Genomic DNA, 16,053 nt, shown 5'->3' with positions numbered 1-16,053 from the left:
ATAGAACCCGAATGGAAAGTATTAGAAATCCAAAATATTCAACCTCGTTTCCCAATCATGGCACTCAAAGTATATTTTTTTGGCAGTATGGATGAGTCCAAGTCGCGTAATGAAGACGATGATAAGGCGGAGCGTGAAGCACTCGAAAAAAGAGCGAGGGGAGTGATTGGGATTCTATTGGGTATTATCCTAGGCTTTACGGGGGTAAGCTGGGGCATTTTTGCCTATGCCAACTGCCAACACCATCCAAATGTACTGGGGTTGTGTGTCTGTGTGAGCATTGTAGGAAGTGCTACTGCGGCTTTCATGTCGTGTTTGCAACGAGTATCAGAGGGGTGGGAATTGGCTGATGGTCAACAAATACCCAAGCCTAATAACAAAGAGCGATTCAATGCTAAAATAGCTTACTTTCTGCTATTTAGGCCATTTTTGGGGATTCTCATTGGCTTTATTATCTATTTTGCTGCTTTAGGTCATGTGCCTCCATTCAGTTTAGCCTTTGACTTCAAACAGCCGTTCAACTCTACCTCCTTACATAAATTGTTGTTTATGAGTTTGGTAGGTGGTTTTTTTGCCAAAACAGTGCTGGACAAGCTTAAAGAGATTTTTGAGAGTTTGATTTTCGGAAATAAAAAAGGATAGTAAGACGACAGTACCTCCCTATCTGACAAAAATTCCCCCTCATTTGCCCCAAATATCATGGAAAACCATGAGAAGAAAAGTTCTCAGTTTCCATGATATTTGGGGCAAAATTTTTATGCTATAAACCTCTTATGAAAGCGATTTTACTACAAAACTACGGCGGCCTTTCCGCCCTAAAAATTGATGAAGTACCTACACCCGTTCCTGCCGCAGGCGAAGTGCTGGTGAAAGTAAAGGCTTTTACAATTTCTCCCCTTGAGCTGAAAATCAGAAAAGGAGAAGCAAAAATGTTTGTTAGGCGCAAACTCCCCATGCTCATGGGGGTTGATTTTGCGGGCGAGGTCGTGGCGGTGGGCGATGCAGTACAGGCTTTTAAAGTGGGTGATAAAGTGATGGGAGCCATTGACCCTTTTAAGCAATCGGGGCCGTATGCGGAGTACGTCGTTGCTAAAACGGACCAACTGATACCCAAACCTGCCGAGTTGAGTTTTGAAACCGCGTCGGCTTTACCGATTGCAGGCGCATCGGCCTTGAGTTGCTTGCGCGACTTAGGTAAACTTAAATCGGGACAACGAGTGATGATTTTGGGCGCAGCGGGGGCGTTGGGGCATTTGGCCGTACAACTAGCCAAACAGATGGGCGCGAGCGTAACGGGCGTTTGTCGAGCCTCTAACTTTGAGTTTGTGAAAGGACTAGGGGCCGACGAAGTCATAGATTACACCGTTCAAAACCCTTTTGAGGAGACAGAAGCATACGACCTCATTATAGATATTGTCGATAGATATACGTTCAAGGAGGCACGGCAAGCACTCAAAAAAGGAGGTGTATTTGTTAACTCGGTGCCTGGACCAGCTAAGTTTTTGCAGGTGGCGCTGAACCCGTTTCGTTCAAAAAAAATGGCTTTGTTGATGCTAAAGCTCACAACCAGCGATTTAGCTTGGGTTACTAACCAAGTAAAAGAGGGGAAACTTCGGCTGCATTTGGACAAAATATACAGCGGCTTAGAAAGTATCTACGAAGCCACCACCAACGTAGAAGCAGGGCACGTACGCGGTAAATTAGTGATTAAAGTCGGATGATTGACATCAAAGAGTTATTGCAAAATTTGAGTCGTGCGTTTGCTCCCATTGCGGCCTTACGACGCAATCGACTTACCTGCTCAGACGCTATTGCTTTAAAAATTGGCACCTCTCTCGAAGAGGTGCTACCTACTTTTACGTCTTTTGTCATCCGAAGTTTGTATTTTTTTGATGATGCTCATTTGCACCTTGATGCAAGCACGGAGGTTGAAAATCAGCAAGTTGAGCTTCGGTTGGCGCTTCAAATACCCAAGATTTACTTCAATCCCAATCTTTTGCTCTCGGCTCATGAGCAAAAAATAGTGCACTTGGACAATGCACAGGTACATGCCACGGTTGTGTTTGTAAAAGTAATGTTGGAAGACAAAAAAGATAACACGATTATTGAGCAGTTTCGGCCACCAACAAACGAGAAGCTCGACGATGCGTTTTACTCCATTAACTTCAAACGCCGATTTGAATCGGTGGCCACGGATTCGTTTGCTTTGCAACAGCTCAGGGCCATTCCCGAAACCCAAGAACAAGCCTTTTTAGAACAGGTGAATCAATTGATTTACCAACATTTGGATAAAGATGAATTAACGGGGGAGTTCCTCCAAATTCAGTTGGGATTAAGCAAAGCTCAATTGTTTAGAAAAATAAAAAAACTGACGCAGTATTCGACGGCTAACTACATCCGATACGTACGAATAGGTAAAGCACAGGAACTACTCCAAAGCACACAAATGGGGATTGGAGACATTGCTTATAAAGTAGGGTTTGGGGAGCTGAGTTATTTTACCCATTGTTTTAAAGAGCAAACGGGCTGTAGCCCAACTGAGTGGCGTCAACAAAAAATGAAACAATAACACAAGCCAAAGGTAGGGTGAAACAATAGTGTAAATCTTTGAAAAACGGCTACTAATGGCTAAAGATGAAAGCCCCTACCTTTGTACTAACCTAAAACCACCACAAAAAGATGGAAAAAGCGGAAAAAAATAAAAAACTTGTCTTGCAGTTGGCCTCAAAACTTTCGGGAAGAATTAAGACAGAGGCTGTTTTACGAGAGTTTACGGATGCTGAAAATTACATCAAAGGCGTATTGTTGCACGACAAAGGTTTTCCTGGTTATCATATCTTTATAGAATCCATTACGGCTGAGGGTGACGACGTGATTGTGGAGGGGATTTTTAGGGGCGAGCACCGAGGTGAGATGTATGGGGTTCCGCCCACGTATAAAACGGTGGAAATACCGATGATGGTACGGTACCGAGTTCGAAATAATCGAATTGTGGAGGTGTTTCCGCTCAGCGATCAAATGTTGCTTTTTGAGCAGTTGGGAATTTTACGAACACCGTCCTGAGAAACGATTAGAATTTTCTTCTTTATTCACTTTAAAACTACTCTACACAATGAAAAGGCTCAAATTCATTGCGCTGTTTGCGTGCGCCCTCACTTTTTTAAATGCTTGTAAAAAGGAAGACCTCTACGAAGTAGAAAATGGCAACATCACGGGAAAAATTACTTTCACGACCAAAAACGTAGTGCCAATAACGGTAGATCCCTCCACCAAACAGCCCATCATAGCCACCATTGAGGTGGTAGGTACGGGTACGTTGACTACGATAGGGGACGTAAATTTTAATTCGAAGTTTAAGTTTGATTATAGCAAATTGACAGGGACAGAATTTGTAACGACTTACACCGACAAATCGGGCAACACCATTGAATTGGGAGGGACTGCGCAAGGAGCCCCCACGGCAACCCCGACAGTGTTAGCCATTAAAGTGACCGAACCCATCACCCGTGGAACGGGGCGTTTTGCGCGCATTACTGGAAAAGGTACTTCTGATATTTTACTCAATGCCGTGACACTAGGAGGGGAGTTTACCGTCAATTGGGTGGTTACCTTTTAAATGTAGTAACTACTTCAGATAAATTCATGGTTTTCAATGAGTCGATTTCATGGAAAACCATGAGTATAAAAAAAGGGTTAAGTCGGAAATTTGTATCGTCGCTAGAGAGAAACCAAGCTTACTACCAAATTTGGGGGGGGAAAGAAAACGCAATTTTAGAGACCTTTGAATCATTAAATACAAATAAAGACAAAGTAAGGTTGACAAAGAATAAAAACAGGTTTACGTATATGTACAATCGTTGATAACCAATGAGGGGCTAATTTTAGAATAAAATAGAAAAACATGAAAAGATTTACCTGTATCCTTTTGGTGTACGGACTGGCGCTTATTGCCCATGCTCAAAAAAATAATGGATTAGCTGGCGTACAACTATGAAGCCAATATCTACGCTAACAACATTCTTAACGGGGATGGTCATGGTGTGCTTTTTGTCAGTAAATGCCCAAAACTTAGGGAAAATGTCTCCTAAGGCGTTTGAAATCAGGGGCTCACTTACTGCCAATGTGCAAATGTACCATGCCAACGGCATTGCCAGTCGCCGCCAACCCTTTACGTGGTACCTGACGGGTACTCCCATCGTGAAGTGGTTAGGGATGACGTTCCCCTTTACGTTGGTAGTGAGTGAGCAGGAGCGCCGTTTTTCGCAGCCTTTCAATCAATACGGAGTAAGCCCCTATTATAAATCTTTAAAACTCCATTTGGGGTACCGAAACGTTCGTTTTTCGGATTACACTTTGGGCGGAGCCAATTTTTTGGGGGCAGGAGTTGAATACACTCCTAAAAACGTTCGATTGGGATTTGTCTATGGGCAGTTTGCGCGGGCAATCAATGAAAATGCGTCGGGTCAAGATGTTCGTTATCAATACATTCGGCCTGTCTATCAGCGAATAGGCTGGGCGGCAAAAATAGGCGTAGGGTCTCAAAAATCGTATGTTGATTTTAGCGTATTCAAGGCCAAAGATGTTATTGGCTCCATCAATGCGCCTTCGCTGAAATCAAGAGTATTACCCATGGAAAACCTAGCCGTTGGGCTTAAAAATCACTTTGGCTTTTTTAAACAAAAATTAACTTTCGACCTCGACGTGGGGGCAAGTTTACTTACCCGAAATTCCCTAAAAAGAGACGTTGAAAATCCTGAGCCTTGGCAAGATAAACTGCTGGATATAGTTGCCGTAAACGCTTCCTCTAACTTTTTTACGGCGGGTACCGCAGCATTAGGGCTTCGCTTCAAACAAGGGGCTATACGGGCAATCTACCAGCGGGTAGATCCTGATTATCAATCGCTAGGAGCTTACTATTTTCAAAATGATGTAGAACAGGTAACCATTTCGCCCACGTTTATGCTTTTCAAAAATAAATTGATCATCAACGGAGCGGTAGGTCGCTCACACGATAACTTGAACGGCAAAAAAGGGGCAACAACTCACCGAAATGTTAGCTCGGTCAACCTTTCTATGAACCCCATCAAACGCCTGACGATTGGGCTCAATTATTCCAACTTTGGGGTAGGTCAAAGCCGAGGTATGGGCGATTTTTTCAATGATTCGTTGGCGGTGAGTGTCGTGAATACCTCGTACAATGCAACGGTAAATTACTCACTTGGAAGCAAAATTAGTCAGCAATCGTTTGGAATTACGGCAACGTACCAGAATACAAACGACCAAAACGCATTTACCCGTCAATACGCAGGGGCTTCGTCGATGATTGGGGTGGTGAATTATAGTTACTTTTTGATTCCTCAAAAATTCAGCAGTAACGTGTCTGTTAGCTATGTCTCAATCGAAACAGGAGGGCGAAAATTAGTAAATATTGGCCCTGCTTTCATGCTGAGTAAAGAACTGATAAAATATAAAATTCGGGCATCTCTAAATCATAACAGTCAGTTTCGAAAAACGAATGATATTGCCGATGGCTTTATGACAAACACTGGGTTAAACCTATCGCACTTATACAAAAAACAGAGTGTGTCGGTAGGGGTCAATTACCTCTACAACCAATATGGTATTCAACAAAACGCTACAACGTATCGCAATTTCAGCGAAATCAGGAGCACGCTTAGTTATGGCATTCGATTTTAACAGGATACAACCCATGAAAAAGATATTCGAACAGTGGTTAGTTATTCTCCTTTTAATGATTCCGATTTCTCTTTTCGGACAAGCGGTATCTGTTACTTTTTCGGTGGCAACCCAACGCCCCCTTTCCCGACTTTCTGAGCTGCAAGACTTGGCAAGCAGTGGACAAATGATTCTTACTTTGACCAATTTAACGTCTGTCAACCAGCCCTTTCAAATTGAAGCAGAGATGTCATCACCGTCAACGAATTTTAAGATTTTAACCAATCCTAATGCACTTCCATCGGGAGGGGTATTAGGGCCAGCTGGTACGATAGCAGGTACAAAAACCTATACAGTTCAAGAATTACAGGATTTGTTCTATGAGGATAGTTTCATTACGAACGATGGCCAAACGCTTCGAGATTTTCTTCTAGGAAACCCTGACGGACAAATCCCCTCTGGTAACTATAAACTCTGTTTGAGATTACGTGCAGAGACACTCAATCAACAAAATACCAATGCCCTCAGTAATACAGGCTGTGCTGACATCTCCTTTCAGCAGTTTAACCCTCCCCTTATTAATAGTATTAATGGCCAACTTTGCCCGTTTTGTAATGAAATAACGCCACTACAAGGCCCAAATATGCCGTTTCAAGTGGCCTTTACACCTCCCGTATTTGAGCTGAACTCGGTGATTACTGCCAATTTCAATTATACTTTATTTATTGTCGAAATGCCTGATGGAGTTTTAGACCCCAATCAAGTTCAAGCTACACTACAAGACCGAAACGATGGTAACTTTATTGTAAAATCAAGTATTACGGGGACAGGTAATCCCACACAGATTGTCAATTTATTGGCGCAAGAATTTAGTAAACCTCTCGAATTAGGCCATCAGTATGCTATTTGGATAAAAGCAAGCACAAATTCGGCGATTGATGGCTCTCTTCCCAACAATGGGAATAGTCAAGCGATTAATTTTACCTACGGTGAAAAGGAAACTAAACCTTACACTGGCTTAACCGCAAATGAAGAAGACCCTAATTTGCCCTTCAATTGCCTCAATGGTAATTGTAACGAAATACAAATACCAACAGGAGGAACGCCTGCGACTTCACTTAGCGGTGGGGATGAAGTATATGTAGGGTGCTTCAAGGTGACAATAACGCAAGCAAACAAAGAAGGAGAGGTGTTTAATGGAACGGGATTAGTAAGAATACCAGTTTTTGCAGCCAAGTTTAAAGTGAAACTGGTTGGACTAAAAGTGAATAGGTTTAGCAATAATGTGCTAGTAGCCATAGATGGCTTTGCAGAAGGGTTGAAAGATGAATCGTATCCTGAGAGTGGGCCTATCGCCGCCCTCTATAGCGCTTTTCAGGCGGTGAAACCGCAAGTACTCCAAGCCACTGCTACCATTAAAGAAGAGGTAAACCAAGCAGGAAGCACGGTCAATAATACAACCGATAATATAGCCAATCAAGCGCAAACGGCAACAAATGTGGTTGAGAATGCCACAGGAGGTGCAAGCCAGCTCCCCTTGCCAAACGATATTTCAAGAATACTTTATGGCATATCAGAAACAGCTAATACAACTAGCCAAATTATCAATGATACCCAAACGGCAGTTCACTCGGCAGTTTCGACGGCAAATCAAGCCGCTAACGTGCTAGATGTGTCTGCCAACCAAGCGGCTAATGCTGCTCAAAGCGCTTTTGGAACAATACGAAACATTGACCGAAGCCTACAGCAATTAGCAAACGAAGATTTTGAAACAGGCTTGCCAATTGGATACAGTGGTAACGCAGGTAGTGAGCCCTTACGTATTGGTGTATTTGGGATGACTTTTACGCCGAGGAAAGCGACGGCCACTCTGGTAGTAGAAACACCATATATAGCAGGTATCAACAATCGACTTTATTTTGGAGCCCTAAACGTCTGTTTCTCACCTAGACAACTTTCATTGGCTCAATCGACCTTTTATTTAGGCGGTGATTTGAGCTTTTCGTTGCCCGATAACCACAAACTCATTTTAAAAGGGTCGGGGAGTGACCAGCCTAACGACCAGGTAACCTTCTTAACCTTAGATAATGGGAATTTCAAAACCATTAAAGTCTCTGGGGAAGTTAAGTTAGACACCATGACATTTATACCGAAAGCACCAGCGAAAGGCGCAGTAACGATTGCGTTTAATGGGGAAGCGGTGGATAACTTCGATAATCTGATTTTTACATCTGACGTAACTACGCCCTTTACGTTCAAAGATGTACCTCAATGGGGCTTTTCATTAAATCAAGTTGCGCTCGATTTATCTACCCTAAAAAACCCAGAAGGCTGGGAGTCTATCCCCGCTGTCCTTAGAAATGGGATTGCTTCAGACGCAAGTTTGCAAAATACATGGACTGGTATTTTTGTTAAAAAAGCCACTGTACAGCTACCGAAGCAATTCAAAGTCGGTAGCGGTACCCAGTCTCCATCGGCCGAAATAGATGGCCTTTTAATTGGATTTAAAGGAAGAGGCATTGCTTTTGACGCGCATGTCCGAAACATTATGACGATTGAAGGCGGAGGTAAACTAGCCAACTTTGGAGTTTCAATAGATACCTTGAACATGCAGATGTTAGGCGGAGAATTTACGGCGATTAACCTCAACGGAAAACTTCACTTTAAGCTGTTTGACAAAGGAAGTGCGTTTCCTTATCGTTTGGATATGCTTGACTTTTTACGTCAGCCAGCGACCGATATCCGTGATATTCCTGATCAGGTCTCTGATGCGCTTTCTGACGATCTACCCATTGCATTTAAGCTTAGTTTGCCCGAAAACGTTGATTTGAAAATTGAAAAACTTAGGACGGTATTTACATTAGGTGCAGGGTGTAGCATCGATTTTAACTCAGAAGGACACTTTGATGACCCCGATAAATTGCTCTTGTTCAAACTAAACGGTAAACTTTCAATAGTAGCAGAAGACGAAGGCGTGACAATGCCAGGGATTAGTTTTGAGAACTTCTATTTCGATGGTTCTAAAATTGTTACTGATAGTCTGAACGTTTCGTTTGCAAGCCCTCAAAAATTTGTTGGTGGTGCCTCCTCCGACGACGATTCCAAGGCAGGTGGGTTTCCAATTTCGGTCGAAAAGTTTCGTCCTATCTTTGAATTGGCGGCCGACGGAATTCGGTTTGGGTTTGGTTTTGACGTAGTTCTCAATCTCAAAGAAGGCGCGGGCTTTGGCCTAACTACGGGGCTTGATTTAACGACCAAATTGAGCCCCGAATTTGAACCCACGCTTGATTTGGCAGTTGACTTCAAGAAAATATCCATAGATACCGATGTGTCAGTTTCGCACATAAGTGGCTCGCTTGATTTTATTAAAAACGACGCTACTTTTGGCAATGGCTTTAGAGGTTGTATTACCTTAGAAATGAAAATCCCCGCCCCCATCATGGGGCAAGTACAAGGGATGTTTGGCTCTGTCAAAAACAATAGAGAAGCCTTTCGCTATTTTTATATAGAAGGCTTTATCAAAGGGCTCAATATCCTAATTCCGCAAACTCCCATTGCAATAGATGGTTTTGCAGGTGGTTTTTGGTATAATATGAAAAAACAACCCAATGCTGCTAGTTTTGCAGCTAGGCTAAATCAAAGTACGGCCAATGGGGCTTGTTTACCTCCACCTTTGGTACCTTCCAAAGATGCGTTAGGAATAGGACTGGGAGTCATGGTAAAAGAAGCAGCTTCGCAGGGGTATAGTCTTAACGGGGTCATGACTTTTGAAGCTGGACTCACGACAGATCTTGCTCCTCTTACCTTTACTGTAGGAGGTGCCGTAAGGTTCTTAAAAATACCTGGCCCAGTTCCAGAAAATGCCATTGCCATCTCTGACCCCATTAAGTTGGCGGCCGATGTGAGTCTCACCTACGATTTTACTCAAAATATTTTAGCTGGTCAGTGCAATGTGTATGTCAATGTTGGAAATGTGGTGAAAGGAACCGAAGGCCCCAATGATAGAGCTGGACGTTTAGTAATGTATTTTGGGCAAGGGAACTGGTATGTCTATCTTGGTAATCCGTGGGGTAGTTCCAATCGAGGGTTGTATCACAACGATTTGAACGGAATGGGGCGCTATGCTCAAGTATCATTGATCATTCCAGAAGTAGGAGATCTTCGGTCGGGAGTGTATTTCTGTATGGGCACGTACGGCATTGGGCAAGTAATGGAATTACCTCCGCTAAATTTTCCTGAGTCAATTAGGGCCTATTTAACGAATCATCGCCCTGCTTTTGACCCTCAGGCGTCGAGTGGTACAGGATTGGCTTTTGGTGCCTACTTGGGTGGGAGTATCGGCGTTGAAACACCGTTAGTTACAGCATCTGTTACATTTGGGATGGGTTTTGACTTGGCGATGGTGCGCTACCTAACGCCCCAATGCGGGCGAAGTGCCGATGACTTCGGTATTAATAATTACTATGCGACTGGTCAAGTATATGGCTTCGCTGATGGGCAACTAATCATCGTTACTGACAGCGAATCGGTAAAGTTAGCATCTATTTCACTAATGGCGGTTGCTACTTTTGGTGGCCCAAATCCAACGTGGGTGCAAGGCCAATTGGAACTAGACAAAGAATCATTTACGGTTGCGCTGGAAGCTGCGGCAGGTTTGGCTACTGGTGGTATTTATACTCTTGTTGATAAAGGGGCAGAAACGGTAGATAGACTATGGAATTGGGTAAGTGGATCTGATGAGGAAGCCAAAAGTATAACCGATAGAATTGTGGATAAAGTGGCAGCGCAGGGATTGGCCATAGACTTTAAATTAGGAGAACCTTGTAGTATTGATAAAACAGCTTCGTTTAACGACCGCGAGAACTCATTGCCCGTTATTGCGGCAATTAAACCTCAACTTAGCAGCGGCGAGAGCCTTCCATCGCTGGAACCTACGCAAGCTATAACGGTATTTTACAACAAACCAATTTCTCAAAGTTGGACACTTAGAAAGCCTGATGGCACTATTTTGAAAAGGGTATGGTTTGTCAAATCAGTAAAAGTATCAAAAGGAAGCGGTGAAGAAATTCCAACGCGCTTTGTGTCAGTTTCACAAACGGAAGAAAACTATTGGCTTGCGCCTACTAACTCTCTCCCTATAGGTTCTGTCCTAACATTTAGAATTGTGTTAGGGGTTAAAGAAAAAATAGGAGATGGGACTTGGCAAGAAAAGCCTACTTATCAAGATGGGGGCTCTACGGAGTATATCAAAGTGCAACAATTTAAAATTGTGCCCATTAGTTATACGTTGAATCCGTCTGACATCAAGTTTGCGTATCCTGCCGTCAATCAGAAATATTTTTTACAAAGTCATGGACAGAAATTTTTGGTTTTGGGTAAGCAATTTTCTGAGCTAAAAGCGCTCGCTGCCAGTGATTTGACGACTAAAATCTATGCTAACAATGAGCTCATAGGTGAAGGGACGTTTAGGTACAAAAATATCAATGATGTAGAAGCTGCCATTGAGTACACAACCCCACAATTACCTAATGATACAGATGTAAGGATTGAGTTTTACACCAAACATCATGAAATCAAGACAAACCAGTCAGTTGGTAAAAACACCCAACAAGAATTAACTCAGCCAAGCAAACCTAGTACCAATAGAACACCAACAGCCATTCCAGTCGAGACAGTAGTGACACAAGTGTATCGTTTGGTGTTTCATACGTCAAAGTTCAACACCTTTGCCGATAAGATGGCTACCTTGAAACCATCTCCAAGTTATCATCAAAGTCCTGATTCTTATGTGTTTACTAAAACGTTTATGCTGGATGAAGATTGGGATAGTTTTGAAATAGGTACCGATTTCTTGAATCCAGTGTATAAGAATCGCTACGTCAATGCGTCGGTTGATCGGTTTATTTCAACAACGAAAGTTCCTCTCAATACGCCATGGCACGTTCAAATGAAATACATCCTTCAGACGGAATTTAATGAGGGTAGGGTCTCCAATCCCCCCTTTTCAACTTCTACAGCTCAGTACTTGGACGTTGCTTACCAAAATGGAAAGATGGGAATTGAATTTGACTACAACGAATTCATACGATACGCAGCCCCTGAACTAATCACAGCTCCTACGGCGGGGGACTATGCCTTTACATTTGACTACAGATACCCTGTTTTAGATGGAAACGTAGTTAAAAATAGAGGAATAAATAGTAGTGTTAGTACTAACCAGACTAGTTCAATTGCACAGCCAAGTGCACAGGGACTACAATCTAATTTTAGCATGAACGACCGTGCTACGTTTACTGCCCAAGTCCGATATGAAGGCATGGAAGCAATTCTTAAAAAACAACAAGAGATACTCACTCAATCACTTACAATTGTAACTCGATTCAACAATAGTTTAAAGCTCAAAACTAATCCATGAAAACCATATTCATCTTCATTTGTGGGCTTTGTATGGCCTTTGTAAGTGTTGCGCAGAAGGGAGTTGTGGTACCCAAAAACATTCCCAAGAGTACGCTGTCAGTATGGCGACAGGTCAAAAACGACACCGTTCGACTACGTTGGATGCCTATTGAAGCAACAGATTGGGTAGCGAATAATTCTGCTGGGTATGTGGTAGAACGCGCCGAAGTAGTCAAAGGCAAAGCTCTTGTTTTCAAACGATTAACAGCCCAGCCACTTCGCCCAACGTTTTCAACACCTAACTCGGTCGAAGATAAGGCAGCGGCTAAAATAATCAACGGAGATCCTGTTACTACTTCCATTGATAATAAATTGGGTCAACAAGAGGCTAGTCAGCTCACTATGAGGCATCTTACGGCCAGCCTCATTGCGTTTAAATCTTTTAAGACAGCCCAAAAAATGGGTCTTGGTTATACCGATTCAAATTTTGAAAAATCAAAAACCTACGTCTATCGAATTTATTCAGCTACTGCTGGCTTTCAAGTTGAAAATAAGGCAGATACAGCTTATGTAGTCATTAATGCCGCCCGAAATACGACCCGCAGACTTCCTCCTAATTTGCAAAAAGAAGAGCTCGAAAAAACAGTCTTACTCACTTGGCCTGCGGCTTCGTACCTGAAAGATTTTGTGCTTTATCATGTAGAAAAATCTGAGGATGGAAAGACCTACAAGCGGATTTCTACATCACCTATTATGTATTCAAATAAAGCCTTAAAAATAGCTTATTTCAAAGATTCACTTACTCAAAACTACCGCCCTTGCTTGTACAAACTGATAGGAATAACCCCATTTGGTGAGCTGGTGACTGCACCAACGTTTATCATGGCCATGGGCCGAGACCGAACTCCCCCAAGCCAGCCTCAGATTCAATCGACAAGGCATCTGGGAGGAACAAGGGTGGAAATCAAATGGGCAATGCCAGCGCAAGAGGGTGATTTAAGGGGTTTTTGGGTGACTCGGGCCAAAAATATATCTAGCCAATATGAAAAAGTAGGTAGGTTTGTGTCGAAAGATTCAACCCGTGTGGTGGATTACAAGGCAGACCCAACCGCGGCGAATCACTACAGGGTAGTGGCGGTGGATACGGCGGGGAACGAGCGAGCTTCTTTTCCTGCTTATGTGGCTATGAACGACACCGTAGCACCTGCTGCTCCAAAGGGGTTAATGGCCAAAGTAATCACCGATAAAGCCAATAAAGCGGGTACCGTTACACTTACTTGGAAACGTAATATTGAGATGGATGTACAAGGGTACTATGTATATTTTGCCAATGACCCAGACCACGAGTTTTCGCAAATTACCAAACGGATGGTCGCGGATACGGTATTCAAGGATACGATTACACTTCAATCATTGACCAAGAATGTTTATTACAAGGTTGTAGCCGTAGATAAACATTTTAATATCTCTGAATTTTCGGCATCAGCCCCTGCCAAGCGCCCCGATATAATCAGACCTGTAGCCCCGCTTATAACAGAAGTTGCTGTAAAAGAAGACAATACAGTGACAATTCGATGGCAACGTAGCCCAAGCAATGATGTCGTAGAATACCAACTGTACCGCCGAGAATCGGGGAGAGAGTGGGTAAAAGTTAAAAGCTTTAAATCACCTGAAGTTTTTGTGGATAAGCTCCAGTCGGAATCAGTTTTTGAATATTTCATTCAAGTAGTTGATGATAATGGCTTGGTTTCTGAGCCATCAATCACTAAAACAGCCAAACGATTACCCCGTTCATGGACGGCTGAAGCACCTGTCCTAAAAGTGACGTATAATAAGGAGAGTAAGCTGAATTTGCTTACTTGGTTGTACCCTCAACGTACACAGTATCGTATCGCCATTTATCGAGCTGAGACCAAGCAAGGGTATCATTTGATTGGATTTGCAAAAGCATCAGAAAGCCAATTTGTAGACAAGCCGCTTCAATCAGATAGGTACAAGTATGTGCTCAAGGTATTGTTTTCAGATGGTCAAGAAAGTCCATTTAGTGCCGCTGTAGAAGTTAAAATGTTGTAGTAGATTTTATAAGGAATACAGACTTCCTAAAAAATAAATATCAAATACCATGTCAAAGACATTTATTTGGCTTTTGATAAGCCTAGCTATTTGCATACAATGTTATGCCCAAGTAGCTCCCACCGATTTTAAAGTCAGCGAGACAACCACCTCTACGGTAAGCCTCGCGTGGACGCACGATGGTAAAAACGTCGATAAATTTCTAATTGAGCGAAAACCGTTAGACGGTAATACTTACACAAAAGTAAGTGAGCCCAAAAGCACCGACAGGGCGTTTGTCGATACCAGTCTGCCGCCCAATACTCAATTCCAATACCGAATTTACGCGGTGCTCAGCGGGAAAAATAGCACTCCAACGGCATTGATTACAGGCTGGACGCTCTCAACTGCTCCTGTGTTGAGTACGCCCGTCGTAATTTCGGCTACCCAAATTAACGTGGCGTGGACGAGTAACCTGACCTCTGGGCAATTTGAGTTACAGTATGCCAACAATGCTAATTTTTCCAACCCAGTTACCCCTCCCTTAACGAGTTCGCGAAGCTATTCTTTAACAGGGCTGTTACCCAATACGAACTATTTCATTCGAGTTCGGGTGAGCAAACAGACGACTCCAGCTGCCTTAAATTATTCTGACTGGAGCGTTACCCAAGCCAAAACACTAGATCCAACGCCTGCTATCCCGACAGGATTGGCCATAACTGGCAAGGCCGAAACCTCCATTGGCATTTCTTGGAACGCCGTTAAAGCGGCTGATTTGTACGAAATAAGGTATTCTACTGACAAAGCGTTTGCCAGAGGAGTGGAATCAGTGGAGTTAGATGCTTCTAAAACCTCTTCTAAAATTATTAACTTAACTTCGGGAAGTACCTATTACATCCAAGTACGGGCCAAGACAACCGTTAACAAGACTCAGTATGCGTCTGGCTGGTCAAATATTGTTTCGGCCACCACAGATGTTTCCGCGCCTGCGAAACCAAGTATTCCTTCTTTGCAAGCAAGTGCTGATGGCACGCAAGTAACGGTAACTTGGAAAGACAATTCATCCAATGAAACAGGATTCGACATCGAATGGGGCGATACGCCTGCGTACGGTAAGAGTGCTTCGGTAGGGGTAAATGTTACGAGTTATACCGTTTCGGGATTGATTCCTTGTAAGACTTTCTATGTACAAGTTCGTTCAAAAAATTCGGGGGGAAATTCAGATTGGGAGCTTAATAAAACAGATTTAATACCTCCCTTACCAACAGCTCCTAGTGAGTTATCAGCAACTGCTACAAATAACCTAGGTGAAATTAAATTTAAGTGGAACGATAACTCGAACAATGAAGAGAGTTTTGAATTTGAGTATGATTTAAAAGCGGATTTTAGTGCAGCACAATCAACAAAGTTTGGGGTTGGTGTAACGACAGGTTCTTTGAATGGGTTGAAGGAAAATACAGTTTATTATTTACGAATTAGAGCTAAAAACTGTACAGGTGCATCGGGGTGGAATGGAACCAGCATTAAGACATCAGGCAAGCCAGTTGCTCCAAGCAAATTAGTGATAACGTTTCAAGGTACAAATCAAATTGATATGTCTTGGACGGATAATTCGGACAATGAAACAAGCTTTGAAATTGAACGTAGTACTGATAAAACAACGTTTGTCAAAATTGACGAAATCAGTGCCAACGTGATGAGTTATTCAAATAAAGGCTTGACCCCTTCTACTCAGTATTACTACCGAGTTCGAGCCAAAAATACCTTTGGATTTTCTGATTATAGCAACGTGATAGATCCGATAACGTTGTCTCCGCCCGTGTCAGTACCCAAGTCGCCGAGTGATTTGTCGTTGACGGTGGTAAGCAGTAGTCAGATAGATTTGAAGTGGGTAGATAATTCGGACAACGAAGTGGTTTTTGAGATTGA

The 16,053-nt window shown here is 42.8% G+C and carries 9 protein-coding genes; all 9 read left to right on the top strand.

What is annotated here, in order from left to right:
• Positions 1-57: 57 nt before the first annotated feature.
• Positions 58-642 carry a hypothetical protein gene (locus tag FHS57_RS27960; RefSeq protein WP_183979499.1) on the top strand — a complete coding sequence of 195 codons (585 nt, stop codon included), beginning with the start codon at positions 58-60 and terminating at the stop codon, positions 640-642.
• A gap of 131 nt (positions 643-773) precedes the next feature.
• Entirely contained in the window at positions 774-1,721 is a 948-nt protein-coding gene (locus FHS57_RS27955; RefSeq protein ID WP_183979497.1) for an NAD(P)-dependent alcohol dehydrogenase, read from the top strand.
• Complete coding sequence (locus FHS57_RS27950; RefSeq protein WP_183979495.1) at positions 1,718-2,569, top strand: helix-turn-helix domain-containing protein; 852 nt, start codon at positions 1,718-1,720, stop codon at positions 2,567-2,569. Before FHS57_RS27955 ends, FHS57_RS27950 begins: the two co-directional genes overlap by 4 nt.
• A gap of 110 nt (positions 2,570-2,679) precedes the next feature.
• On the top strand, positions 2,680-3,063 hold the full coding sequence (locus FHS57_RS27945) for an ester cyclase (protein WP_183979493.1): 384 nt from the start codon (positions 2,680-2,682) through the stop codon (positions 3,061-3,063).
• A 49-nt stretch (positions 3,064-3,112) separates the two neighbouring features.
• Positions 3,113-3,616: a hypothetical protein gene (locus FHS57_RS27940; protein ID WP_183979491.1), complete on the top strand. Its 504-nt coding sequence runs from the start codon at positions 3,113-3,115 to the stop codon at positions 3,614-3,616.
• 374 nt (positions 3,617-3,990) lie between these two features.
• Positions 3,991-5,697, top strand: coding sequence for a hypothetical protein (locus tag FHS57_RS27935; protein WP_183979489.1), 1,707 nt, complete (start codon positions 3,991-3,993; stop codon positions 5,695-5,697).
• Positions 5,698-5,710: 13 nt separating this feature from the next.
• Positions 5,711-12,091, top strand: coding sequence for a hypothetical protein (locus FHS57_RS27930; protein WP_183979488.1), 6,381 nt, complete (start codon positions 5,711-5,713; stop codon positions 12,089-12,091).
• Entirely contained in the window at positions 12,088-14,145 is a 2,058-nt protein-coding gene (locus FHS57_RS27925; protein ID WP_183979487.1) for a fibronectin type III domain-containing protein, read from the top strand. The genes FHS57_RS27930 and FHS57_RS27925 overlap by 4 nt, the downstream gene beginning before the upstream one ends.
• A 49-nt stretch (positions 14,146-14,194) precedes the next feature.
• On the top strand, positions 14,195-16,053 hold a 1,859-nt coding region (locus tag FHS57_RS27920), incomplete at its 3' end, for a fibronectin type III domain-containing protein (protein ID WP_183979486.1).

The sequence above is a fragment of the Runella defluvii genome (assembly GCF_014195535.1).
In the GTDB taxonomy this organism is placed as follows: domain Bacteria; phylum Bacteroidota; class Bacteroidia; order Cytophagales; family Spirosomataceae; genus Runella; species Runella defluvii.
Note: the sequence above shows the minus strand (reverse complement) of the source record. Positions and strands in the feature narration are given on the sequence as shown.